This window comes from Rhizobium sp. BR 315 (assembly GCF_050577975.1).
Lineage (GTDB): Bacteria > Pseudomonadota > Alphaproteobacteria > Rhizobiales > Rhizobiaceae > Rhizobium > Rhizobium miluonense.
In genome coordinates, this window is sequence record NZ_JARWKZ010000036.1 from 1 (window position 1) to 22,592 (window position 22,592).

Here is a 22,592-nt window from a genome sequence, read left to right on the forward strand (position 1 = left end):
ACCACCGCCGACATTGCCCGCGGCGATCAGTTCCTTGCCCTTCTTGACCAGGGCATCGAAATCGGGGCTGCGATCGGCCTTGCACGGGGTCATCAGGGCCGGGATCACGCCGGAGAAAATGCTGGATGTCATCTGTCTATCCTCTTGGCTGCAAGTGCATCGGCAACGATGTCCAGCCGCATTCCCGGCCGCACGTCACCCTGTCTCAGCATCCATACATCTTTGTATTCAATTTGTCGACAAGAAATATATAATGATCGGAATTCATGAATCGGGCCGCCGGCTGCCGTCAGCGACAGTTTCACCCCCGAAACCTGTATCGGGAAAGCGCTCTGCAAGGCTCGGGTGATTTTCGACCGGCAAATTGTACGTCCCGCAGAAAGCCGGAGCGTGGACGCCCCGACCTCCCACGGGAGGAGCCTCAAGATCCGGACACAGTCTTCCTGTGCAACGGCTCCTTCCGGTGCCAGTTCTCAAGAATCCTGCCATCCGTATGCTTCTGTTGCGCCCAGCGGATTCCGTTGGAGATCACCCTCAGAACATGCTGGTTATGATATACAGGATAGGTTTCGTGGCCGGGACTGAAGAAGAAGATGCGGCCGCGACCGCGCTGGAAGGTACAGCCGCTGCGGAACACTTCGCCGCCGGAATACCAGGAGATGAAGATCAACTCGTCAGGCTGGGGAATATCGAAGGGCTCGCCATACATTTCCGAAGCTTCGACTTCAAAATACGGGGGGAGCCCCTCCGCGATCGGATGGGAGGGATTGATGACTCACACGCGTTCGAGATCGCCTTCGGGGAGCTCGCGCCAGGAAAGGTTGGCATTCATTCCCATCAGGCGTCGGAAAAGCTTCGAATGATGGCCGGAGTGTAGGATCAGGAGGCCCATGCCCATCAACACGCGCTGCTGGATGCGGTCGATAAGCCCGTCGCTGACCTCATCATGCGCCACATGCCCCCACCAGAGTAAGACGTCGGTATCGTCTAGTAGCGAATCCGGCAGCCCCTCCTCCGGATCGTCCAAAGTCGTCAGCCGGATATCGAAATCCGAGCTTTCAATTCCGCTGGCGATCGCCCCACCCATTCCATCGGGATAGAGCTTTTGCACGATCTCATCGGTTTGCTCGTGCCGGCCCTCGTTCCAGATGGTCACTTTTATCGTCATTTCATGCTCCCCAGGCGGGCTTCAGGAGATTTATGCTCGGCAAGCACCTGCAAAAGGTGACGGGTCCGCGGCACATTCGCCGGCAAGAAGAACGCTCTTCAACATCTCTCCCCTTAGCTCCTCCCGCGACCTCCAATCACCACAACAATGTACACACGTACAGCAATAATTTTCGACACCGCGGTCAACCTATCACCAGATATATAGTTATCAATATGTTTTTCATTGAATATTTTTCGTACAGAGGCTACCAATCCTTATGCAAACGTGTGCGCAAATGGAGAAGTTTATGTCAAAGCCCGTTCGTCTTGCGGTCATCGGAGCCGGGCTGAAGGCCGCAGAATATGCCCGCAGCTGGGTGCGCATGCCTGAAATCGAATTCGTAGCGGCAGCCGATGTCAGCGAGGCATCGCGTCGACGGTTGGCCGACATTTGCGGCGCTGCAGGCTGCAAAGCGCCGCGGGACTTCGACGATTTTCGGGTGATGCTTGCTGAATGCCGGAACGATCTTGACGCCGTCTATGTATCGACGCCCCATGCCTCCCATGCCGAACAGGCGCTGGCCGTCACTGAAGCCGGCCTCGATCTGTTCCTGGAAAAGCCGATGGTGACTTCGGTGATCGAGGCAAGGGCGCTGATCGAGGCCAGATCGAAGGCCAACAACGTCGCCGTCATCGCATTCAACGGCGCGCTGTCACCACTCGTGCAAGACACCTACAGGCGCGCATCCGCAGGCGAATTCGGCGAGCTGGTCAGCGTGTCGGCAACCATATGGGAGGGCTGGTCCTCGCAGTATAACGGTCATTGGAAGCAGAAGCCCGAGCTTTCCGGCGGTGGCTTCATGTTCGATACCGGCGCGCACATGATGAATACCGTGTGCCTCCTCGTTTGCTCCGAATTCGAACGTGTATCCGCCTATATGAACAATTACGCCAAACCCATCGACATCACCTGCGCGGTCGCAGCGCGTCTCGAAAACGGCGCCCTGGTGACCTTCAACGCAGCAGGCGAAGGCCCTCCGGGATGCGCGTCGCACATGACATTGTTCTATTCGAAGGCGATCGTGCGAATAGACGCCTGGGGCGCCTGGCGCGAAATCGAGCAGAACGGGAAATCTAGCACCCGTGAGATTGCCGAGGCTGCCCATCAAGAGAATCCGTTGAAATCCTTCCTTCGTATTCGTCGCGGCGAGGAGGAAAACCTCTCCACCGTGGAGAATGGGCTTCGCTTTGCGCGCCTCTGGGATGCTATCAAGAGATCTGCGGCACGTGACGGAGAATCGGTGAGAATCTCCGATATCGGCTAGCCGATAGGAAACGGGAATGAACAAGCGCATCACCTCGAAGGAAATCGCAAAGCTCGCCGGGGTCTCTTCCTCGACGATCTCAAGGGCTTTTTCGGGGGATCAGCGGATCAGCGGTCGGACGAGAAAGCAGATCATGTCCATCGCCGAGGAGCATGGCTATCGTCCGAACGCGATCGCCCGTTCATTGAACAGCCAGCGGTCGCGATTGGTCGCCCTCGTCGTGAATTCGATAGAAAACCCGTGCGAAGGCCAACAGCTGCAATATCTGGCCCAGCGGCTGCAGGAGCGCGAGTTGCTGCCGATCCTGCTTTGCTGCGCGGGATACGACGATCGGGCGCACCTCATGCGCATGGCTTCCGCCTATCAGGTGGACCATGCTGTCATTTTCTCCGACATGGTTTCCATGGCGGACGCCATACAGATCTTCCGAACCGCCCGGCCGATCATGGTCTCCTTCGAGCCTATTTCCGATCCCAACATATCGCAACTGCTCGTCGATGGCTCGAAGGCGGCGGCGGAGGTAATCGAAAAGGCGTTGTCTGCGGGCCGCAGCCGCTTCGCATATCTGACCGGCCGCAACTCCAGCTGGATAGACAAGCAACGCAAGCGCTGGTTTGCCGATGCGCTTGCCAGACATGGTCTCGGCTTCATTGCCGAGAGCCACGGCGACTACTCCTACGACTCGGGCTTCAAGGAAGCCGTCATGCTTCTTCGCCGATCACCGGTCGACGCAGTGGTCTGCGGCAACGACGTGATGGCGATCGGCGTTCGCGATGCGGCGACGAAGGTTCTGGGGAGGAGGGTTCCCGAAGATCTTGCGATCATCGGACAGGATGGTGTCAATCTCGCAATGTGGGAATGCAACGACCTAACCACGCTTGCGCTGGATTACCCCGCCTACATGGATACGATCATCGGCTTCATCGAGGATCAGGCCCTCGGCAGGGAAAGCGCGACCATCGTCACCCACGAATATTCCGTTCGCTGGGGCTCTACCTGCTAGGGGCTCTGGCGTGCGCCCGTGATCTCTCATCTCATCACGACGCCAGGCTCGTAGTCGCGAACGCCAGCACGGCATAGCGACCAATCTTGGCAATCGCGACGAGCAAAAGAAACGTCGGCAATGGCTCGCGCAGCGCGCCAGCAGCGACAGTGATCGGATCACCAACAATCGGGAGCCAACTTGCCAGCAGCGACCAGCGGCCGTAGCGGCGATACCAGCCCTGCGCCCGCTCCATCGCACTTTCACCGACGGGGAACCAACGTCGATGGCGAAAGCGCTCGATCCAGCGCCCCAGGCCCCAATTCACCAGCGAGCCAAGTACATTGCCGAAGCTCGCGACGGCAACAAGCATGAAGGTCGAATAGGACCCAGTCGCAGCATGCCGACAAGCACGGCCTCGGACTGCATGGGCAGGATCGTTGCCGCGGCAAGCGCTGCCACGAACAGGCCGAAATAGGCTGCAAGATCGATCATGGCTCAACAAATCCCGTAGTCATCTTGCACCGCACAGGGAGCCAGTCCGTCTCCAGGAGCATGTCGTTGACGCTCTCTTTCATAATGCCTCTATCTTTCAGGAGAAGGTGCGTGTCAACGAGCCCTATCGCCTGGCGACCAAAGGTCCGAAACAGATCTGCTTTCCGGTGAGGAACAGCCGTGATATTCGCTTGCCCGCAGCAACTCTCGCGAGTATCCCTCGGCGGACAATGTCATAGTTCTCTACATAAGCTGAGCAATCAATGAACCCGATCTCCGACGATGCCTGGTCCCCATGGCCGCCTTCCGACCTTGCGGGCCGATTGAAGCATGCGTCCGGCGTTTGGTATGTGGTCGGCGGATGGGCGCTGGACCTTTGGCACGGCACTCAAACGCGCGAACACGAGGATCTGGAGTTTGCGATCCTGCCTGAGAGCATGCAGGAGTTTCGCGAAGTATTGGGAGAGCTGGATTTCTTCACCGTTCATTCGGAGGTCATCGAGCATCTCGCTCCGACTGAAGTGCCGCCAGCGCATGTTTCGCAATTGTGGGGCCTGGATGCTCGCAACGCATGTTGGCGCATCGACATGATGCTCGAAAGAGGAACGTCTTCGACCTGGATTTACAAGCGTGACCCGTCCATCCAGGCGCCTCGTTCCGAGATCATCCGGATCAGCGATACGGGAATACCCTATCTGGCACCCGCCGCCGTGTTGCTGTTCAAGGCCAAATATCTCCGGGACAAGGACGAGGCGGACTTCGCGCGTGCCCTGCCCCGGCTCGATTTTGCCGAAAGGGAAACGCTGCGGCGGTGGCTGGATTTAGCCCATCCGAACCATCAATGGCTGGCAGCACTTTGATCCAACGGCCGAGGCTACGGTGACCCGCAGCCTAGAAACGCAAAAGCCCGCGCCGGCAGGGCGCGAGCTTGCGAGGAGCTATCCCGCTTAAACCTGCTCTGCTTAGCGGCGTGAGCCGAAGGGGCGGAGCGTCATATGGCGATTGACGTCTTTGTAAAGCAGGTAGCGGAACGGCCCTGGGCCTCCGGCATAGCACGCCTGCGGGCAGAAGGCGCGCAGCCACATGAAGTCGCCGGCTTCCACCTCGACCCAATCCTGGTTCAGGCGATAGACCGCCTTTCCCTGTAGCACGTAAAGGCCGTGCTCCATCACATGGGTCTCAGCAAAGGGAATGACGGCGCCCGGCTGCAAGGTGACGATCGTCACATGCATGTCGTGGCGCAGATCGGTCGGATCGACGAAACGCGTCGTCGCCCACCGCCCATCCGTGTCGGGCATCACTGAAGGTGCTATATCTTTTTCGTTGAGGATCAGCGGCTCGGGATGAGCCAATCCTTCAACGGACTCATAGGCCTTGCGGATCCAGTGGAACCGCGCATGGCCACCAGAGCGGTTGTGGAGCGACCACTTCAGGCCCGGCGGCAGGAAGGCATAGCCGCCCGGCTGGAGAACGTGCTTGCCGGTCGGCAGCGTCAGTTCGATCTCGCCATCGACGACGAAGAGCACGCCTTCGGCCTCCGGATCCTGTTCCGGCCGATCGCTGCCGCCGCCCGGCGCCACTTCCATGACATATTGCGAAAAGGTCTCGGCAAAGCCGGAGAGCGGGCGGGCGATCACCCAGCAGCGCGTATCGTTCCAGAAGGGAAGGAAGCTGGTGACGATGTCCTGCATGACCCCTTTGGGAATGACCGCATAGGCCTCGGTGAAGACGGCTCGTCCCGTCAGGAGATCGCTCTGCGGCGGGTGGCCGCCAAGGGAGGAATAATAGATTTTTTGCATCGTCTCGCCCTTCGTTCTCACAATTTCCCGGGAGGCTGCAGCCTTCGCCCCATCTCTCTATTGGATGGCGGCAAAGCCTTAATACTGCGTCACTTCGCTCCCGCCTTTTCCAACAATGTCGCGATCTTGTTGTAACTGCGGCCACGAGCATGCTGCAACGGTGTCACACCTTCATGATCAGCAATATTGACATTCGCCCCAGCGTTGATCAGCAACTCGACGATTCGCAGATGACGCGGACCACCGTCGCTGAGGATAATGGCCTCCAGTAGGGCCGTCCAGCCGAGCCGATTGATGTGGTCGACATTGACGCCCGCCTTAATCAGCGTATCGACCGTCTCGACATGGCCGCGCTCCGACGCCGGAATGAGTGCCGTGCCGCCATAACGGTTTACGCTCGCAAGGTCCGCCCCATGGGCAAGTGTGAGCTTGAGGATCTCCAGGTGGCCGCGGGCGCCCGAATAGAGATAGGGGCTGTCCTGAATATCGTCCTTAGCATTGACGTTGGCGCCGGCCTCGATCAGTGCGCGTGCGGCATTTACCTTGTTGCCGTGCGTGGCGACAAGCAAAGCGGTGGCGCCGCTTTCGTCCCGTGCGTCGATATTGGCACCGCCCGCAAGAAGCCGTCGGATAGCCGCAACATCGTCCATAGCAGCCGCATTGTGCAATCGAAGATCCATGGAGTTACCGTTAGCAAGAAGAGGAAGGTAAAGAACCGTGAGGAGGAGCCATGCAGAGAGCAAGGCCAGCTTCCATAGGTGCCGCCACAATGGCCTGCCAGGAACAGAGGCGGCAAAAAGCAGCGGCAGCGCAAATCGAATATCCCAAACCCGGTTCATTCGGCATGAAAGCTCTCGATTGACGATCGGCTAGGCGCAGTTGCGGCGCGACATTTCCTTGACGCGAGGATAATCATAGGCATTGACCTTCGAGGTCGTGTAGCCAGCGCCGACAAGTGCTTCCGCAAGCTTGATGGCGGCCGTGACACCGTCGATGACTGGAACGCCGGTAGCCGCCTGCAGTCGATCGCAAAGGGAAGACATGCCCGCGCAGCCGAGAATGATGGCTTCGGCGCGGTCTTCTTTCTTGGCCCTCTCGATTTCGGCGACCAGCAGGCGCTCTGCCTGTACGGGATCCTCCTCCAGGCCAAGCACCGGCAGGTCGATGGCGCGAACATTGCGACAATGGCGTTCCGCACCGTAATCGCTCACCAGATCCTCGATAATGGGGATGGAGCGCGGCAGCGTCGTGATGATCGAGAACCGGCGGCTTATGGTCATGGCCACCTGTACGGCCGCCTGGCAAATGCCGATGACAGGCCCGCGGGCGACTTCGCGCGCCGCGTGAAGACCGGGATCATCGAAGCAGGCGACGACATAGGCATCGACCCCGAGCATCTCGCCCTTAAGGATTTCGGCAAGCATTCCCGGCACGGCAGCGGCCTCATCTGCACCGCCTTCGATGCTGACTGGCGTGTCCAGCGGGTTCACCGCCGATACTTTCGTATCCTGCTGCTTGACCCGCAATGCGCTGTCCAGCGCCTGGGACGTCATGGAAGCCGTGGAGTTGGGATTGATGAGACGAATATGCATGAGAAGGACCTTTCATCCATCCTTAGTCGCGCTGCGGCTTTATGAAGTCGGTGATTGGGGGAGCCTTAAGGACGAACTGGCGATCCGAAACGATGTAGTTGTCGGCATGCAGGCGGGCAATCGGTTGATAATGTTCCGGGTCGACGTAGTGACCTTCGGCGTCGAGACAATTGCGCCGCACATGCATGTGGACGACTTCGCCCAGTACCAGCGTGCGCCGCGGATAATCGATGAGGCGCTCGACCCGGCATTCGAAGACGCAGGGAGCCTCCTGGACAAAGGACGCATCGATCTTGCGGCAGGCGCTCGGCGTGAGGCCGGCCATGGTGAGCTCATCGAATTCGCTGTCAAAACCCAGGCCGCAGACCAGCATCTGCTGCGAGATCCCCATGTCGACCATATTGACCACGAATTCCTGGGTCCGCCTTATGTTGGCGAGCGTATCCTTTTCCTCGCCGCTCAGGCGCGGCTGTATGCCCAGCACCACGATCGGCGGATCGTGCGAGAACACGTTGAAGAAGCTCATCGGGGCCGCATTGTTGTGACCGGCGGGCGAACGCGTCGTGACCAAAGCGATCGGACGTGGCCCGATGAAGTTCGTCAGAAGCCGATATCGGCTTTGAGGCTCAAGCTCGGCAAAGTCGAATTCCATTGCGCCATCCTGCAGATTGATTTTGATTGACAATATAATTCCATATTGTAGACAATTTTGCAATCAAAAACCGATTGTTGTGATTGACTTTTCCCCTCGCTTCGCGCTTCTCTAGCCGCAACGAGGAGTGAGATTCATGACCGACCAAACAGGGGTCTCTGTTCAGCAGATTGTCGAGAAAGTCTGGCTGTCTATCGCCGAACGACGGCTGAGACCCGGTGTCCAGCTCAAGGAAGAGCAGATGGCCACCATCTTCAACGTCAGCCGCGCGCGCATTCGCCAGGCACTGGCACTGCTGCAGCGCGACGGCCTCGTCGCCATCATCCCCAATCGTGGCGCCTTCGTGTGCAAGCCTTCCGTGGAAGAGGCCCGTGACGTCTTCTTCGTGCGCCGAACGGTCGAGCGCTGCGTGGTGGAGCGGCTCTGCAAGGGAATCTCCAAGGCCGACATCAAGCGTCTGCGCGACCATGTCGCCAAGGAGCGGATCGCCAATACGCAGGACATCACCACCGACATCATCAAGCTTTCCGGCGGCTTCCATCTGCTGCTGGCGGAGACGGTCGGCTCGGATTTCCTCTTCGCTACCATGCGCGACCTGATCTCCCGCTCCTCGCTGATCACGGCCGTCTACCGCAACACCAACCGCTTCAATTGCGGTCCCGACGAACATGCCGAGATCGTCGAGGCCATTGTCGGCAACGATGCGGACAGAGCAACCCATCTGATGGCTCACCACCTCGAGCATGTCGAATCGGAACTCGACCTGACCGAGATCCGCGACCTCTCGCACGACCTGCGCGCCGCATTGGCCTGAGCCGGCCGAAACGTCCGCCTCGATCACGCGTCCGTCACGAGATGGCAGGCCACCCTCGTTCCATTCGACAGCCTGCGAACCTCAGGCACCTCCGCCGAACACCTCACGGTGGCAAGCGGGCACCTCGGATGGAAGGTGCAGCCCGATGGTGGCTTCAGGGGGCTAGGTACCTCGCCGCCCACCAGCTCCTGATCGCGCTTCGGGGCGTCGATGCTGGGGATGGTTTGCAGCAGAAGCTGGGTGTAGGGGTGTCGCGGGCGGGCGAAGAGTTCTTCCGTATCTCCTTCCTCGACGATCCGACCCAGATACATGACGGCGATGCGGTCGGACATGTGCCGCACGACGCTCATGTCGTGGCTGATGAAGAGATAGGTCAGGCCCAATTCGTCTTGCAGCCGGCGCATGAGGTTCAGGACCTGTGCCTGCACCGAAACGTCGAGCGCGGATGTCGGCTCGTCGCAGACGAGGAATTCCGGCTCGCTGGCAAGCGCGCGAGCAATCGATATGCGCTGACGCTGCCCGCCGGAAAACTCATGCGGAAACTTCTCGCCGTCCGAAACGGAAAGACCGACGGTCAGCAACAGCTCCTCGACCCGCTCCGTGATCTCGGCTGCGGTTTTACGCAGCTTCAGCTCGCGCAGCGGCTCGGCGATGATGTTCTTCACCCGCCAGCGCGGATTGAGCGAAGCGTAAGGATCCTGAAAGATCATCTGAGCGGACAGCGGCTCTCCGCTGCGCCCGGGCGAAAAGCGGATCTCGCCGCCCGTGGGAGCGTAAAGCCCGGTCACGAGCCTTGCCACCGTCGATTTGCCGCAGCCGCTTTCGCCGACGATGCTGAGGCAGCCGCCCGCCGGCACGGTAAAGCTGATATCGTTGACGGCCTGAAGAAACTGGCGCGGCTTTCGTTCCACAACCCGGTTGAGCCACGGAGCAGAAACGTCGAACGTCTTGACCAGCCCGTCGACGGTCAGGGCGGCCAAATTTCGAGAGGAAGTCGTCATGCGGTGCCTCCCGCGTTAAGCCAGCAGGCGCTTAAGCCATTGCCGGCCGGCATCAGTTCGGGCCGCTCGCGCCGACAGCGCGGACCGGCGGATTTGCAGCGTGGATTGAAAGCGCATCCTTGCGGGATCGCGTCGAGCCGCGGCATCGAGCCATCGATCTGGTTCAGCTTCTTTACCCGCGCTCCGAGCGAGGGAATGGAAGCCATCAGCCCCTGCGTATAGGGATGGCGCGGCGCATGGAGCACCTGCTCGACCTCGCCGATTTCGATGAGTCTGCCTGCGTAAAGCACAGCCACGCGGTCCGCAGCCTCGGCGATCACGCCCATGTCGTGCGTCACCAGCATCACCGCCGCCTGCTTTTCCTTGCACAGCCGGCGGAGCAGCGAAATGATCTGCGCCTGGATCGACACATCGAGCGCCGTGGTCGGCTCGTCAGCGATGATCAATTTCGGCGAGGCCGCAAGCGCAAGGGCAATGACAACACGCTGGCGCATGCCGCCGGAGAACTGGTGCGGATAGTGATTGACCCGCTCCTCCGGCGAGGGAATGCCGACATCCCGCAATAGCTGTACGGCGCGCGCCTTTGCCTCGGCCTTGCCGAGTGACAGATGCTGGCGGATCGTTTCCGAAAGCTGCGCGCCGACGGTGAACAGCGGGTTCAGCGACGTCAAGGGATCCTGAAAGATTGCGCCGATCTCGCGGCCGCGAACGCGCTCCATCGCCCGGTCGTCGAGCGTGTCGATCCGCTGCGTACCGAGCCAGATTTCGCCACCAGCGATACGGCCTGGACGCTCAAGAAGCCCCTGGATGGCAAGGCCGGTCATGGATTTACCCGCACCCGACTCCCCGACGACGCCGAGGATTTCGCCGGCCCGGATGGACAGGCTTATATCCGACAGCGCCGTAACCGTGCCCCGGCGGTTTGGAAACTCCACCTTCAGGTTTCGGACGTCGATAACAGGCTGTTGTGCCTCAAGCATGGCTCTCCACCTCGATCGGATAGCTGGGCGGGAAGATCTCCGAAACGGGCGGATGGTTCCAGCTTCGCTCGGGATACTTCGCAATCAGCCCGTCATACTGGGCCTGCGCCTGAACGCGCGCCTTTTCCATATCGAAGCCGGCCAATTGCCGATCCAGCATGGATACCCGGCCGTCGACGAAGACAGCGCGCGTCACCTTGCCGGAACCGCCAACGACCAGTGTCGTGATCGGATCGACCGATGGCGCCATGATCGTGTCGTCCAGGCTGAAGACGGCGATGTCGGCACGGGCTCCCGCCTGCAGATGGCCGAGATCGGAGCGGCCGAGCGCCCTGGCCCCGCCGAGCGTAGCCGCATCGAACAGGTCGGCAGAACGCACCCGGTCCGGCGCATGATCGCTGATGCGGCAGGTGATGAGCCCGGCAAGTAGGTTCATCAGCATGTCGGACGGCGTCGTATCCGTGCCCATGGCGATGTTGATGCCGCGCTTGCGGCAACTGGAGAAGGAATTGAGGATCGAGCCGCTGCGGGCGGAAACCAGCGGGCAATGGACGATGGAAACGCCGTTTTCGGCATAAAGCCCGAGGTCTTCTTCTGTGGCATTCGTTGCATGAGGCGCAATCATCCGGTCGCTCAGCAGCTTATGCTTGGCGAGCCAGACGGGAGCGGTCGAGCCATGCAACATGCGCACCGTGTCGACTTCCATCGTGCCCTGCGCCATGTGCAGGCGGAACTTGCAGCCGAGATCGCGCGCGGCCGCATCGGTCCGCTGCAGAAGGGCAAGCGTCGACGTCTCCACCCGATCCGGCGCCAGAAGGCCGCGCACGAGATCGCCATGCCGACCATTCTGCCGCTCGATATAGGCGACGGCGTCCTTCAGGCCCTGAAAGCCGCGCTCTTCGTCGAAGACCGGAACCATCTTGCCCGGCGCTTCCAGCACCATGCCGCCCGAGCGATAGGCGGGGCTGAGATAGACGCGCAAGCCAAGATCGCCGGCAGCCTCAGCCGCCGCGTCGAACTCGGCGACGGTCTCGCCCCATTCGCGATAGAACAGCGAGGCGATCGGAGCGGCGGTGGTGATGCCGTTCAGCAGCAGCTGTCCGAAGGCAAAACGCTTCTGGAATGCCAGCTCTTCCTGCGAATACATCTCGTAGGGGCCAGCTTCCACATAGCTGCGCGGCCAGACGCGTCCCTTGGCCCAGCCGGGATGGCAGTCGATGCCGAGGATGGTGGTATCGAAATCGGACAGGGCATCGAGGTCGATCAAGCCGGGGCTGATAACAGCATTGCCGAAATCGATGCGGCGCGCGACTTCGCCGGAAAAGTTGTGGCCAACGAAGAGAATGGCGCCGTTTTCGAACACGACCTGGCCGTTGCGGAGCAGCCTGTGGCTGCCTTCCTTGTGGCCGACGACCCAGTTCGCGGTGATCAGCGTGCGCCCTTCCGGGCACTGGCCGAGCGAGAGACTTTCCATTGCATGTGCCATCAGGGCATCTCCACCACGGCTTGGCCGCCGCGTGCCGTTACACGGCCACCCTTGACCACGAGCGGGCGGGGCGCGATATCGACGACGGCGTGAGCGAGCGTTTCACCGGCGAGCAGGGTGAAATCGGCGTCACAGCCGACCTTCAGGCCGTAGTTCTCGATCTGCATGACATCGGCGCCGCCCTGCGACACGACATGGAGGACGTGTTCCAGATCGCGGTCGGAGCGCAGTCCGTTCTTCATACCGATGACCTGGGCGCGATCGAGCATGTCCGGGTGGCCCCAAGGACCCCAGGTATCACGGATGCCGTCACAGCCGCCGCCGACGCGAACGCCCGCTTCCTTGAGGCGCATGATCGAAGGCACGGCTGCCGAAGGCGCGCCCGTGGTGAGGATCGCCACGTCCAGTTTTGCAATCTCGTCGATCAGTTTCCCGACGCGCAGATAGTCGTTCATGCCGAGCGCAAAGGCATGGCTGATCGCCACCTTGCCCTGCATGCCGTTGGCGCGGATACGCTCGAACATCAGTTCCATCGTGAAGGCGCCGAGCTCGCCCGCCTCGTGCAGGTGAATGTCGATCGGAACGCCGTGTTTGGTGGCAAGGGCAAACAGGATATCCAGCTGGCCCTTGGGATCGCGGTCGATGCCGCAAGGATCGATGCCGCCCAGGACTTCACAGCCCTGGCGCAGAGCCTCGTCGAGCAATTCCACAGTCCCGGGCATGACCATCACGCCGGACTGCGGGAAGGCGACGATTTCGATATCGATGATGCCCTTGAGCTTCTCGCGGGTTTCCCATACGCCTTCAACGAGCCGCAAACCATGGGTCGGATCGATATCGACATGGCTGCGGATATGCGTGCCGCCGTGCGCCGCCAGACCGATGGCATGTCGCATGGACTGACGATGCGGATCGATGCCGATTTCCAGACGGTGCTCGCGCTCGAAATCGATGCGTTCGCGCAGGACAGCGGCACGATTATTGACATGCCACGGCATGCCCCAGGTGGTCTTGTCGAGATGGGTATGGGCGTCGATCAGGCCGGGTGCGGCGATTGCGTTGCCGCCATCCTCGATCGCCATGCCCGGCTCGGCTTCAAATGTTCCAAAACCGGCAATCTTTCCGTCTCGGATCAGGATGTCGCAGGTTTCGCCGGCCATGGGCCTGACATTGCGGAGCAGAAGATCGTTCATGAACTTACCTCAGTTTGGGATTAAGGGCGTCGCGCAGCCAGTCGCCGAGCAAATTGACGGCCACGACCAGCAGGCAAAGCTGAATGACGGGGAACAGCACGATCCACCAGGCGCCGGAAAACAGGAGCTGGTTACCGATGCGGATGAGCGTGCCGAGTGACGGCTGGCTCGGCGGCATGCCGATGCCAAGGAAGGACAGCGTGGCTTCGGTAAGGATCGCCATGCCGAAATTGAGCGTCGCCGCCACCATGATCGGCGTAAGGGTGTTGGGCAGGATGTGTTTGGCCATGATGCGGCGGGCGGGCACGCCGATCAGTCTCGCCGCCTGGACATAGTCCTTGCCGGACTCAACGATCGCCTGCGCACGCACCGTGCGGGCATACTGCACCCAGCTCGACAGCGCGATGGCAAAGACAAGCACGGCCGAAGCGCCGATCTCTCGCAAGCTTTCCGGCAGCATCTGCCGCACGACGGTGGAGACCAGGATCGCAACGAGAATGGTAGGAATGGACAGCATGATGTCGCCGATGCGCATCAGCAGATTATCGATGAAACCGCCGAAGAAGCCGGCGACCAGACCGGCGACGAGACCGATCAGCAGCGAAAGCACGACCGAGGCAATGCCAATGACGATGGAGATGCGCGTGCCGTAGAGAACGGCAGACAGCATATCGCGCCCTTGAGTATCCGTGCCGAGAAGATAGGGCATTTCGCCGCCCTCGTGCCAGATCGGCGGCAATTCCGCCTTCCACATATCGAGCTGCGCGCCGTCATAGGGATTCTGCGGTGCAATCAGCGGCGCCAGCAACGCCGTCAGGATCAGTATGGCAAGGATCGTCGCGCCGATGATCGCCGCCTTGCTATGGGTGAAGGACCACCAGAGGTCGCTGCTGCGAAGGCGCTTGAACAGCGACGGACGCAGGGGCTTTTCCAGTTTCGACGTTTCGGACAGTTCCATGGTCATCGAGCGGGCTCCTGGTTTCGATCAGCGTGCGGTGCGCAGGCGGGGATCGATCACCGCATAGGCGATGTCCACCAACGTGTTGAGAACGACAAAGATGAAGGAGATGATGCAGAGATAGGCCGCCATGACAGGAATATCGAGGAAGGTAACCGCCTGGATGAACAGCATGCCCATACCCGGCCACTGAAACACCGTCTCGGTGATGAGCGCGAAGGCGATCAGCGATCCGACATTCATCGCCGTCATGGTGACGACAGGCATAAGACAGTTGCGCAAGGCATGGCGGAAATAGATGCGCCAGCGCGGAATGCCGCGGGCGCGGGCAAACTTGATGTAGTCGGAGCGCAGTCCTTCGAGCATCTCGGCGCGCACCAGACGCATGACGAGCGTGATCTGGTAGAGCGAAAGCGCAATCGACGGCAAAATGAGCGCGGCACGGCCGGACGAGCTCAAGAATCCAGTCGACCACCAGCCAAGCTGCACCACGTCGCCGCGACCGAAAGCGGGCAGCAATCCCAAAGTGACCGAAAAGCCGAGAATAAGCAGAATGCCAACGACGAAGCTCGGCAGGGACACGCCGACGATAGAGAGGAACTGCAGCCCCTCCGTATACCACTTGCCGCGCTTGATCGCCGTCAGCACGCCCAAAGGAATGCCGAACACCAGCGAAATCAGCGTTGCAACGAAAACGAGCTCCAGCGTGGCGGGGAAGCGCTCGCCTATCAGCGGCAGCACTTTCTGGCCATTGCGGTAGGAGACGCCGAAATTGCCCTCCGCCGCATTGACGACGAACCGCACATATTGCGTCGGGAGGCTGTCATTGAGGCCAAGCCGTTCGCGCAGTGCCGCGCGATCCGCTTGAGACGTTTGTTCGCCGACCATCAATTCGACCGGATCGCCTGCGAGCCGGAAGATCAGGAATGCCAGCAAGGCAACGGCAAGCATGACCAGGATTGCATTCCCGAGACGCTTGATGATGAAAACCAGCATGGGGACCTCTAAGCTTCGCTTCGGTCTCCGACAGACTTATCTGGGCGGCCCGAGGGAATTCACGTTCAGCAATGGGGTGGGGAAAATCGGCGGCAGCGAGCTACCAAATGCATGCCGCATATTGCTTGAAGCCATCATCGCTGACGGCCACGGCAATGCGAGCATCGCTTGCTGCGGACCTCCTCCCTCACTCTCTTGGTGAACCATTAACGCAGATATTTCGATGTTGTCAACGAGATTGTCGACAATATAGTACGCTAATGTTGAACAGAGAGACCCTAACTGGCCGGAGCCCTGCGTGGGAGGGCTATCTGCGGGATAACGCGATTGCGACAATTCCTGTCGACGGGAGAAATCGGCAAAAAGGAAGAGAGCGCCCTGCGGGATCGCAAGGCGCTCTCTCTTATTTCGATGCTAGGACGTGCCGGCCGTTATTGGGCCATTTGCGTCAGCCAGAGGCGCGGCTTGTTGTCGGCACGGAAGTCGATGCTCTTGACCTTGCCCAGAACTGCCCAGGCGATCGGCTGTTGATGGAGCGGTACGAGCATGACCTGGTCCTTGGCGATCTTCAGCGCCTGCCCTTCCAGGGCGAGCCGCTTCTCATTGTCCGGCTCCTGCGCTGCCTGCGCTACCAGCTTGTCTAGATCCGGATTGGACCAGCCACCGTAGTTCGATACGCCCATGGCGCCCTTGCGGGTGGACAGAACCTGCGACAGCAGCGAGTAGGCATCGAGCGTCGGCTCGTTGGCCCAGCTCAGGTTGAAAACATCGGCTTTGCCATTGCTGCGCTTGGGCGTCTGCACTGCACGCGGGCCGATATCGATGTTAGGCTGAAAGCCGCTGCGTTTCAGCATGTTGGCGAGGCCGGAGCAGATATCTTCTTCGTTGATGCTCTCGTCGTTCATGCAGGTGTAGGTGAAGGCGAGATTCTTCTGGCCGGCGTCGTCCAGCAGCTTTTGCGCGAGCTTGGGATCAGCAGGCTTGAAGGTATCGAGATCCTTCGCATAGCCGGAGATTTCGGGTGCGATCAGCGAGCCGGACGGACGGGCCAGGCCACGCATCACCTTCTTGTTGATCAGATCACGATCGACCGAGGCTTCGAAAGCCTGGCGCACGCGGATATCGCTGAACGGATTCGGCCGACCGTCTTCCAGCTTTTCCTTGCGATTGAAGGCGACAAAGACGGTGCGCAGTTCCGTGCGCTTCTTCACCGTGATGTTCGGCGTGGACTCCAGACGAGGCAAATCCTGGATCGGTGCGGAATCGATGAAGTCGATCTCGCCCGAAAGCAGAGCGGCGACGCGTGTGGCGGCCGAGGCGATCGGCACGAACTCGATGCGATCGAGATTATGCTTCTTCTGATCCCACCAGCTGGTATTGGCAACCAGCACCGTCTTGGCGTCAGGAACACGGCTGTCGAGCTTGAACGGCCCGGTGCCGTTGGTATGCATCGTGGTATAGCCTTCGACCTTTGATGCAAAATCCGTCGGCTTTTCGCTGTTATTGTCCTTCAGCCACTTGGCATTGAAGACGAAGATATTGGTGATGTCGTTCAGGAACAGCGAGGTGGGTGCGGAAACCTCAATGTCGACAGTGTAGTCATCGACCTTCTGAATGCCGGCATAGAGCGGAATATTGCCGCGCAGCGGCGAAGCAGGATCCGAAGCGCGCTTGAACGATGCGACGACGTCATCGGCGGTGAAATCGGCGCCGTCGTGGAATTTCACGCCCTTGCGCAGGCTAAAGCGCCAATGCTTGTTGTCGATCAGCTTCCACTCGGTGGCAAGCGCCGGCTCGATCTTGAAATTCGCATCATAGCGAACCAGCCCCTCATAGATGTGATTGAGGAAGGCGAGGTTCGACGTGGACGGAACCGAATCCGGATCCAGCGAGTAGATGTCCGCCCTGCTACCCCAGCGCAATGTCGCAGCATCGACGGGCGCGGCCAGCGCAGCTGTGGCCAGTGCGGCGATGATGATCTTCTTCAAGCCAATCAATGTTTCCTCCCTCAGTTATTTGCTGGGTCCCGATCTGACGAGCCTGCCCAGTTTGACCGGAGTATCAATGCGGCACCCGCTATTGTCAATTAAATTGTTGACAATTATCGTACCCAAAATTCGGCCAGATCGGCGCCAAATCGGACAACTGAAATATCGGAGGAAAATATGGAAGACCTGCTTCTGCTGCATGGAACGATTGTTACCGTCGACAAGGAGCGGCGGATCATAGAGGATGGCGCGCTCGCGATTTCCGGCGATCGGATTGTCGACATTGGCACCGCAGAGGAGCTGGCACCCCGTCATGCCGGGAAAAAGGTGATCGACTGTCGCGGCAAGATGATCATTCCCGGCCTCATCGACGCGCACGGCCATGCGGGCCATGCACTGATCCGCAGCATCGCCGCCGATACCAACTCCCTATGGATGCGGGTAGTGACGCCGACCTACTATCATTATGTTACCCGCGACTTCTGGTATGCGGACGGACTTGTGTCGGGCCTGGAGCGGCTTCGCGCCGGGGTGACGACGGGAGCGAGCATCATTACCTCGATGCCGCGCGCCGACGACCCTGTTTTTGCCATCAACCACGCACGCGCCTACACCGAACTCGGCCTGCGTGAGATCGTCTGTGTCGGACCATCAGGCCTTCCCTGGCCGCATCCCGTCACCCGCTGGGAAAGCGGCAAGCCCGAGCGGCGCAACATCGCCTTCGAAGAGATGATCGAGGGCTCGGAAGCGGTGATAGAGGCGGTGAACGGCAGCGCAGACGGACGCATCAGCGTCTTCCTGACGCCGTTCACCATCGTACCGTCGGTGGAGCCTTCCAACGCATCGACGCCGGACCAGGCAATCAATCTGACGGATGGCGACCGCATGCAGGCGCGCCGGGTTCGCGAAACAGCGCGCAAATGGGGCGTGCGCATCCATTCCGACGCCTTCGCCGGGCAAATCCGCATGGCGTTTCAGGACAGGGAGAACGCGCTTCTCGGGCCCGACATCCATCTGCAGCATTGCTGGGGTATCTCGCATGAGGAGATGGACATCCTGGCCGAGACGGGCACCCACGTTACCCACGCTCCACCCGGTCGATCTACGCCCGTCCTGGAAATGATGGCAAGAGGCATCTCCTTGGCCATCACCTCGGACGGCGTCTCTCCCAGCCGGCACTTCGACATGCTCCAGACCGCTCGACTGTTCCAATCCACGCAACATATCCTGCACAACCACGACCGGTACCTGCTGCCGCCGGGCAAGGTCTTCGAGATGATCACCATCGATGCCGCCAGGGTTCTTGGCATGGAGCGCGAGATCGGGTCGCTCGAAGTTGGCAAGAAAGCCGATATTGCCATCATCGACATGCGCAAGCCGCATCTGATGCCGAACTGGATGCCGGTTCACCGCCTCATTCATCAGGTTCTGGGAAGCGATGTCGACACGGTGATCGTCGATGGCAAGGTGCTGATGGAAGCCGGCAAGGTGCTCACGACGGATGTCGATGCCGCACTTGATTTCGGCCAACAGGAGGCCCTTGCCCTTGCCGACCGGGCTGGCCTGCATGCTCATATGCACGATCCTGGCTGGGGCAAGCTGCAGCGTACTTTCTCTGAACCGGTAAAGCTGCCGCAGGCTCCGGACTGTTAAGGCCAAAGCCTTCCGATATGCCGATCGATTGCTGACGCTTTAAGGCTTCAGCGGTCGTCGGCCACCTTCGGAGAAGCGGCAGCCGGCGAAGAAAGCCAGTTTTCGATCACCTCGACCAGCAATTCCGGGCACTCCTTATGCGGGGTATGCCCGACGCCTTGCAAAATACGGCATTCTCCATGCGTCCCCGCGATCCGGCGGGGATGCGCAACCGAGCCGAATTCATCGTGTTCGCCATGGATCGTCAGTTGCGGGCAACGAAGTGCCTGAAGCGCTGCGTCCAGGTTCCAATCGCCAAATTCCGGGGCCAGCCATGTATCGATCCAGGCATGCAGAACCCATTTTGCTTTGTCGCCATGGTACTTGGCCAAACGGTTCATGTTTTCTGGCAATTCGAACTCTTTTTCGGCGACCCTGATCCCCGTCAAGGTTCGGTCCTCTACAAAGGCCTGGGCGGCGATGCTGATTACCGCCTTGCACTGTACTGGAAATCTCGCTCCCGCCCATATCGCCATGCCACCGCCGACGCTGTGCCCGCAGGCGATGAATTCCTTGATCGATAAGTTCTCGCAAAGAAGAGGCAGATACTGCTCTGCCTCCACAGCGATGAAATCCCGGCTCAGAATATCCGTGCGGCGGTCTGAGCGCCCGAAGCCGAGGCGGTCATAAGCGATGACCTGCCGATTGAGAGCCGCGGCGAGCAATTGCGGAAACTGCCTCCAAAGCGCTACGCATCCGAGGGAGTCGTGAAACAGGATCAGCGGCGTGTTCGCAACCGGATCGAGCGGCGTCCAGGACTTGGCAAAAAGCCGTCCGCCCGGGCTCTCGATCCAATATTCCTTCTCGCTGATCTCAGTCACGTCAACTCTCCGAACCGTTATGTCGCCCCCATATATCCAGCAAGAGTGTCATGTCTGGATGGCGCCCGCCTGGCAATATGATTTTGGTACCGTTTCTCATTGGCTCACGCTGCGGCCGGCTCGGCAAGGATCAGATCTTCCGGGCCTTGCGACGGCCGGCCTTGGTTCCGGCCGGAGCGGCAACGGATGCCCGCTTGACGAGCGAGCATTCGAGCTTCGTGATCTGATAGCGGCGCTCCCGCGGCAGGACCGCGGTTTCCAGATGTTCGATCGCCCATTGCCCCATGGCCATGTGCGGAAGAACCGAGGTGGTCAATGGCGGTACGAGGTGACGGCAGATGTCTTCATCGTCAAACCCCATGACCGACATGTCCTCCGGAATGCGAAGCCCCGCCTCCTTGAGAGCCTCATAGCAACCGATGGCGGTGCGGTCGTTCTGGCAGAAGATCGCCGTCGGGCGTTCGGCAAGGGAAAGCAGCTTCATCGTCGCGGAGTAGCCGGCGCTAGCCGACCAGTCGCCTTCTATGACCAGCTCCGGATCGAAGGGAATGTCGGCGGTCGCCAGCGCTCGGCGGTAGCCCGTCAACCGATCCTGGGCTGCCTGCATCCATGGTTCGCCAGTGATCGTCGCAATCCGATGGTGGCCATGCGAAATCAAATGTCGGGTCGCCGTCTGGCCGCCCGCAATCTCGCTTGGAACGACTGCCGGAAATGCATAATCCGAGGTGTAGCAATTGAGGAGCACGATCGGGATATTAAGATCGTAGAGATAATCCGGAATTTCCACCTCGCGGGTGAATATGGTCATATAGATCAGAGCCGAAATGCCGCTGCTGCTGAGCGCCTTAATCGCCCTCGGCTCCATGGTCGGATCGCTCATGGTCTGGGCGACGAGCAAAACGTTGCCGGCGTTCCACGACGCCTGCCGCGCGCCTTCGATGGCGACGACCGCTTCCGGGCTGGTGGCGAGCTGGTCGACGGCAAAGCCGATAATGCCATCCAGTTTCGATGGCGACAGCAGCGCCGGCGGCGTGGAAAATACCGGAGCGACATAGCCGAGCTGACGCGCCGCCTCGATAACCCTTTCGCGGGTTTGCTGCGATAGGCGCATGCCGGGCGTGTTGTTCAGAACGAAGGACACCGCACTTTGCGAACACCCCGCAGCCTTGGCGATGTCGGTCATCGTGACCCTGTTGCCGGGACGGCGGGCATTTCGTTTCGGCGCCTTGTCGTCGTCAACCATCTGATCGCCGTTTGCGGCCGGCATTTTCTTCATAATGACGTTTCATCTCCCATCAAGCGAAACCGACCAATTGCCCCACCGCCGGCCTCGCGCGCTAATGTCTATTATCACCAATGAATCAATCTCGGCAACTGGCGCAGACGCGAATGCGGATACCATCCACAGCTTCGAGCCGAAGATCGCTTGAAATTGAAGCAAGTAGCGAGATTGCCGGCGGCTTGACGTCTCATACCCGTGATATTGTAGTACTAATTCTATTTACTAATCGAAATTAGTCGTATACCGTCGCGCCGTGGCTGGACGTGCCGTGTCTCGCTTGGCGAGAGACCCTAGGAGGGGGTGCAGGACCGATCTGCCGCGAGTTGCAACTAGATCCCGCCAGCGGATCTATGGGAGGATGATCATGAAGTACCTAACACGGGGCGCTGCCGCCTTTGCGGCAGGGCTGATGTTAAGCTATGCAACGGTGACTTACGCAGCCGACAAGCCGACGCTCGCATTTGTCGTCAACGGCGCATCCGATTTCTGGAAGGCAGCCGAGGCCGGCGTCAAAAAAGCCCAGGCCGAGCTGCCGGACTTCAACATGGAATTGAAATATCCCGAGCAGTCTTCGGTCGCGATCCAGCAGCGACTGATGGACGATCTTGTTTCCGCCGGCGTCAAAGGCATCATGGTTTCCGCCGTCGACCCCAAGACCTCGACCGACGGTCTGAATAAGATCGGTTCCGAAACCGCCCTGTTTACGACCGACAGCGATGCGCCGGATACCAACCGCGTCGCCTATATCGGCTCCTCCAACGTCGATGCCGGCAAGCAAGCCGCCGAAATCGCCAAGAAAGCCATGCCGAACGGGGGCAAATGCATCGGCTTCGTGGGTCTGCTCGGCGCAGACAATGCGAAGGAGCGCATCCAGGGCATGAAGGACGGACTGGCGGGCACGACGATCGTGCTGACCGACGTGCGTGGCGACGATATCGACCAGACCAGAGCCAAGAAAAACGTCGAAGATGCACTTGTTGCAAGCCCCGATGTGACCTGCATGGTCGGCTTCTACTCCTACAACACGCCGCGCATCTACGAGGCGCTGCGTGAAGCAGGCAAGCTCGGTCAGATCACCGTCGTCGGCTTCGATGACGATCCGATCACGCTTGGCGGCGTCAAGGAAGGAACGATTGCTGCCACGGTCGTGCAGCAGCCCTATCTCTGGGCCTATCAGGGCATGAAGCTGATGGCCGCCTATCTGAAGGGCGACAAGTCGGGAGTTCCGGCCAACAAGCTGATCATCATCCCGACGAAGATCATCGGCAAGGATGATGTGGACGCTTATGCTGCAAATCTGAAAGCGATGGCTGGCAAGTAAGGCCATCCTGCAGCGGCGCCGGTTGCGAGGACCGACGCTGCTCGAATGCGATTGCACACGACGCAG

19 protein-coding genes and 2 pseudogenes are annotated in these 22,592 nt (G+C 60.0%); 6 read left to right on the plus strand and 15 right to left on the minus strand.

Going from position 1 to position 22,592, the window contains the following annotated elements:
* Positions 1-421: 421 nt before the first annotated feature.
* Positions 422-1,168: pseudogene (locus tag QD409_RS25575) on the minus strand (ThuA domain-containing protein).
* A 289-nt stretch (positions 1,169-1,457) separates the two neighbouring features.
* On the opposite strand from QD409_RS25575, the gene QD409_RS25580 reads away from it, so the two are divergent.
* Together QD409_RS25580 and QD409_RS25585 are read left to right on the plus strand one after the other, a co-directional pair.
* Entirely contained in the window at positions 1,458-2,474 is a 1,017-nt protein-coding gene (locus QD409_RS25580) for a Gfo/Idh/MocA family protein (RefSeq protein WP_430763991.1), read from the plus strand.
* A gap of 16 nt (positions 2,475-2,490) precedes the next feature.
* The gene (locus tag QD409_RS25585; RefSeq protein WP_430763992.1) at positions 2,491-3,477 is read left to right on the plus strand and encodes a LacI family DNA-binding transcriptional regulator; all 987 of its coding nucleotides are present in this window, start codon (positions 2,491-2,493) and stop codon (positions 3,475-3,477) included.
* 34 nt (positions 3,478-3,511) lie between these two features.
* Here the strand turns inward: QD409_RS25585 and QD409_RS25590 are convergent.
* Positions 3,512-3,951, minus strand: a pseudogene (locus tag QD409_RS25590) (YqaA family protein).
* Between the two features lie 263 nt (positions 3,952-4,214).
* On the opposite strand from QD409_RS25590, the gene QD409_RS25595 reads away from it, so the two are divergent.
* Positions 4,215-4,811 (plus strand): nucleotidyltransferase domain-containing protein, encoded by a 597-nt coding sequence (locus QD409_RS25595; RefSeq protein ID WP_430763993.1) that lies wholly within the window; start codon positions 4,215-4,217, stop codon positions 4,809-4,811.
* A 102-nt stretch (positions 4,812-4,913) separates the two neighbouring features.
* Here QD409_RS25595 and QD409_RS25600 read toward each other — a convergent pair whose 3' ends face one another.
* The 4 genes from QD409_RS25600 to QD409_RS25615 form a co-directional block, all read right to left on the minus strand.
* Positions 4,914-5,750 (minus strand): bifunctional allantoicase/(S)-ureidoglycine aminohydrolase, encoded by an 837-nt coding sequence (locus tag QD409_RS25600; protein WP_092856233.1) that lies wholly within the window; start codon positions 5,748-5,750, stop codon positions 4,914-4,916.
* A gap of 89 nt (positions 5,751-5,839) precedes the next feature.
* On the minus strand, positions 5,840-6,430 hold the full coding sequence (locus QD409_RS25605) for an ankyrin repeat domain-containing protein (protein ID WP_430763994.1): 591 nt from the start codon (positions 6,428-6,430) through the stop codon (positions 5,840-5,842).
* Between the two features lie 189 nt (positions 6,431-6,619).
* Positions 6,620-7,342, minus strand: a complete 723-nt coding sequence (locus QD409_RS25610; RefSeq protein WP_430763995.1) for an aspartate/glutamate racemase family protein — start codon at positions 7,340-7,342, stop codon at positions 6,620-6,622.
* 22 nt (positions 7,343-7,364) lie between these two features.
* Positions 7,365-7,994 (minus strand): flavin reductase family protein, encoded by a 630-nt coding sequence (locus QD409_RS25615; RefSeq protein WP_430763996.1) that lies wholly within the window; start codon positions 7,992-7,994, stop codon positions 7,365-7,367.
* Positions 7,995-8,130: 136 nt separating this feature from the next.
* On the opposite strand from QD409_RS25615, the gene QD409_RS25620 reads away from it, so the two are divergent.
* On the plus strand, positions 8,131-8,808 hold the full coding sequence (locus QD409_RS25620) for a GntR family transcriptional regulator (protein ID WP_400665331.1): 678 nt from the start codon (positions 8,131-8,133) through the stop codon (positions 8,806-8,808).
* 23 nt (positions 8,809-8,831) lie between these two features.
* Here the strand turns inward: QD409_RS25620 and QD409_RS25625 are convergent, their stop codons facing one another.
* The 7 genes from QD409_RS25625 to QD409_RS25655 all read right to left on the minus strand — a co-directional run bounded on the left by QD409_RS25625 (position 8,832) and on the right by QD409_RS25655 (position 17,419).
* Entirely contained in the window at positions 8,832-9,809 is a 978-nt protein-coding gene (locus QD409_RS25625) for an ABC transporter ATP-binding protein (RefSeq protein WP_430763997.1), read from the minus strand.
* Positions 9,806-10,789 (minus strand): ABC transporter ATP-binding protein, encoded by a 984-nt coding sequence (locus tag QD409_RS25630; protein ID WP_430763998.1) that lies wholly within the window; start codon positions 10,787-10,789, stop codon positions 9,806-9,808. The genes QD409_RS25625 and QD409_RS25630 overlap by 4 nt, the downstream gene beginning before the upstream one ends.
* Entirely contained in the window at positions 10,782-12,275 is a 1,494-nt protein-coding gene (locus QD409_RS25635; protein ID WP_430763999.1) for an amidohydrolase family protein, read from the minus strand. Before QD409_RS25635 ends, QD409_RS25630 begins: the two co-directional genes overlap by 8 nt.
* The gene (locus tag QD409_RS25640; protein ID WP_430764000.1) at positions 12,275-13,468 is read right to left on the minus strand and encodes an amidohydrolase family protein; all 1,194 of its coding nucleotides are present in this window, start codon (positions 13,466-13,468) and stop codon (positions 12,275-12,277) included. Before QD409_RS25640 ends, QD409_RS25635 begins: the two co-directional genes overlap by 1 nt.
* Before the next feature lie 4 nt (positions 13,469-13,472).
* A complete protein-coding gene (locus QD409_RS25645; protein ID WP_430764031.1) occupies positions 13,473-14,426 on the minus strand; it encodes an ABC transporter permease in 954 nt (317 codons plus the stop codon).
* 27 nt (positions 14,427-14,453) lie between these two features.
* Positions 14,454-15,422, minus strand: coding sequence for an ABC transporter permease (locus QD409_RS25650; RefSeq protein WP_430764001.1), 969 nt, complete (start codon positions 15,420-15,422; stop codon positions 14,454-14,456).
* 431 nt (positions 15,423-15,853) lie between these two features.
* Complete coding sequence (locus tag QD409_RS25655) at positions 15,854-17,419, minus strand: ABC transporter substrate-binding protein (protein WP_430764002.1); 1,566 nt, start codon at positions 17,417-17,419, stop codon at positions 15,854-15,856.
* 168 nt (positions 17,420-17,587) lie between these two features.
* Between QD409_RS25655 and QD409_RS25660 the strand changes: the two genes are divergently transcribed.
* Positions 17,588-19,063: an amidohydrolase family protein gene (locus QD409_RS25660; protein ID WP_430764003.1), complete on the plus strand. Its 1,476-nt coding sequence runs from the start codon at positions 17,588-17,590 to the stop codon at positions 19,061-19,063.
* A gap of 47 nt (positions 19,064-19,110) precedes the next feature.
* Here QD409_RS25660 and QD409_RS25665 read toward each other — a convergent pair whose 3' ends face one another.
* Both QD409_RS25665 and QD409_RS25670 read right to left on the minus strand, forming a co-directional pair.
* Positions 19,111-19,923: an alpha/beta fold hydrolase gene (locus tag QD409_RS25665; protein WP_430764004.1), complete on the minus strand. Its 813-nt coding sequence runs from the start codon at positions 19,921-19,923 to the stop codon at positions 19,111-19,113.
* Positions 19,924-20,053: 130 nt separating this feature from the next.
* Positions 20,054-21,166, minus strand: a complete 1,113-nt coding sequence (locus QD409_RS25670; RefSeq protein ID WP_430764032.1) for a LacI family DNA-binding transcriptional regulator — start codon at positions 21,164-21,166, stop codon at positions 20,054-20,056.
* Between the two features lie 403 nt (positions 21,167-21,569).
* Between QD409_RS25670 and QD409_RS25675 the strand changes: the two genes are divergently transcribed.
* Positions 21,570-22,526, plus strand: coding sequence for a sugar-binding protein (locus QD409_RS25675; protein WP_430764005.1), 957 nt, complete (start codon positions 21,570-21,572; stop codon positions 22,524-22,526).
* Positions 22,527-22,592: the final 66 nt, after the last annotated feature.

Bases quoted from the DNA above. Each gene is read 5' to 3' on its own strand.
- QD409_RS25580 (WP_430763991.1), top strand. From the start codon at position 1,458: ATGTCAAAGCCCGTTCGTCTTGCGGTCATCGGAGCCGGGCTGAAGGCC.
- QD409_RS25585 (WP_430763992.1), top strand. From the start codon at position 2,491: ATGAACAAGCGCATCACCTCGAAGGAAATCGCAAAGCTCGCCGGGGTC.
- QD409_RS25595 (WP_430763993.1), top strand. From the start codon at position 4,215: ATGAACCCGATCTCCGACGATGCCTGGTCCCCATGGCCGCCTTCCGAC.
- QD409_RS25600 (WP_092856233.1), bottom strand. From the start codon at position 5,750: ATGCAAAAAATCTATTATTCCTCCCTTGGCGGCCACCCGCCGCAGAGC.
- QD409_RS25605 (WP_430763994.1), bottom strand. From the start codon at position 6,430: ATGGATCTTCGATTGCACAATGCGGCTGCTATGGACGATGTTGCGGCT.
- QD409_RS25610 (WP_430763995.1), bottom strand. From the start codon at position 7,342: ATGCATATTCGTCTCATCAATCCCAACTCCACGGCTTCCATGACGTCC.
- QD409_RS25615 (WP_430763996.1), bottom strand. From the start codon at position 7,994: ATGGAATTCGACTTTGCCGAGCTTGAGCCTCAAAGCCGATATCGGCTT.
- QD409_RS25620 (WP_400665331.1), top strand. From the start codon at position 8,131: ATGACCGACCAAACAGGGGTCTCTGTTCAGCAGATTGTCGAGAAAGTC.
- QD409_RS25625 (WP_430763997.1), bottom strand. From the start codon at position 9,809: ATGACGACTTCCTCTCGAAATTTGGCCGCCCTGACCGTCGACGGGCTG.
- QD409_RS25630 (WP_430763998.1), bottom strand. From the start codon at position 10,789: ATGCTTGAGGCACAACAGCCTGTTATCGACGTCCGAAACCTGAAGGTG.
- QD409_RS25635 (WP_430763999.1), bottom strand. From the start codon at position 12,275: ATGGCACATGCAATGGAAAGTCTCTCGCTCGGCCAGTGCCCGGAAGGG.
- QD409_RS25640 (WP_430764000.1), bottom strand. From the start codon at position 13,468: ATGAACGATCTTCTGCTCCGCAATGTCAGGCCCATGGCCGGCGAAACC.
- QD409_RS25645 (WP_430764031.1), bottom strand. From the start codon at position 14,426: ATGGAACTGTCCGAAACGTCGAAACTGGAAAAGCCCCTGCGTCCGTCG.
- QD409_RS25650 (WP_430764001.1), bottom strand. From the start codon at position 15,422: ATGCTGGTTTTCATCATCAAGCGTCTCGGGAATGCAATCCTGGTCATG.
- QD409_RS25660 (WP_430764003.1), top strand. From the start codon at position 17,588: ATGGAAGACCTGCTTCTGCTGCATGGAACGATTGTTACCGTCGACAAG.
- QD409_RS25670 (WP_430764032.1), bottom strand. From the start codon at position 21,166: ATGGTTGACGACGACAAGGCGCCGAAACGAAATGCCCGCCGTCCCGGC.
- QD409_RS25675 (WP_430764005.1), top strand. From the start codon at position 21,570: ATGAAGTACCTAACACGGGGCGCTGCCGCCTTTGCGGCAGGGCTGATG.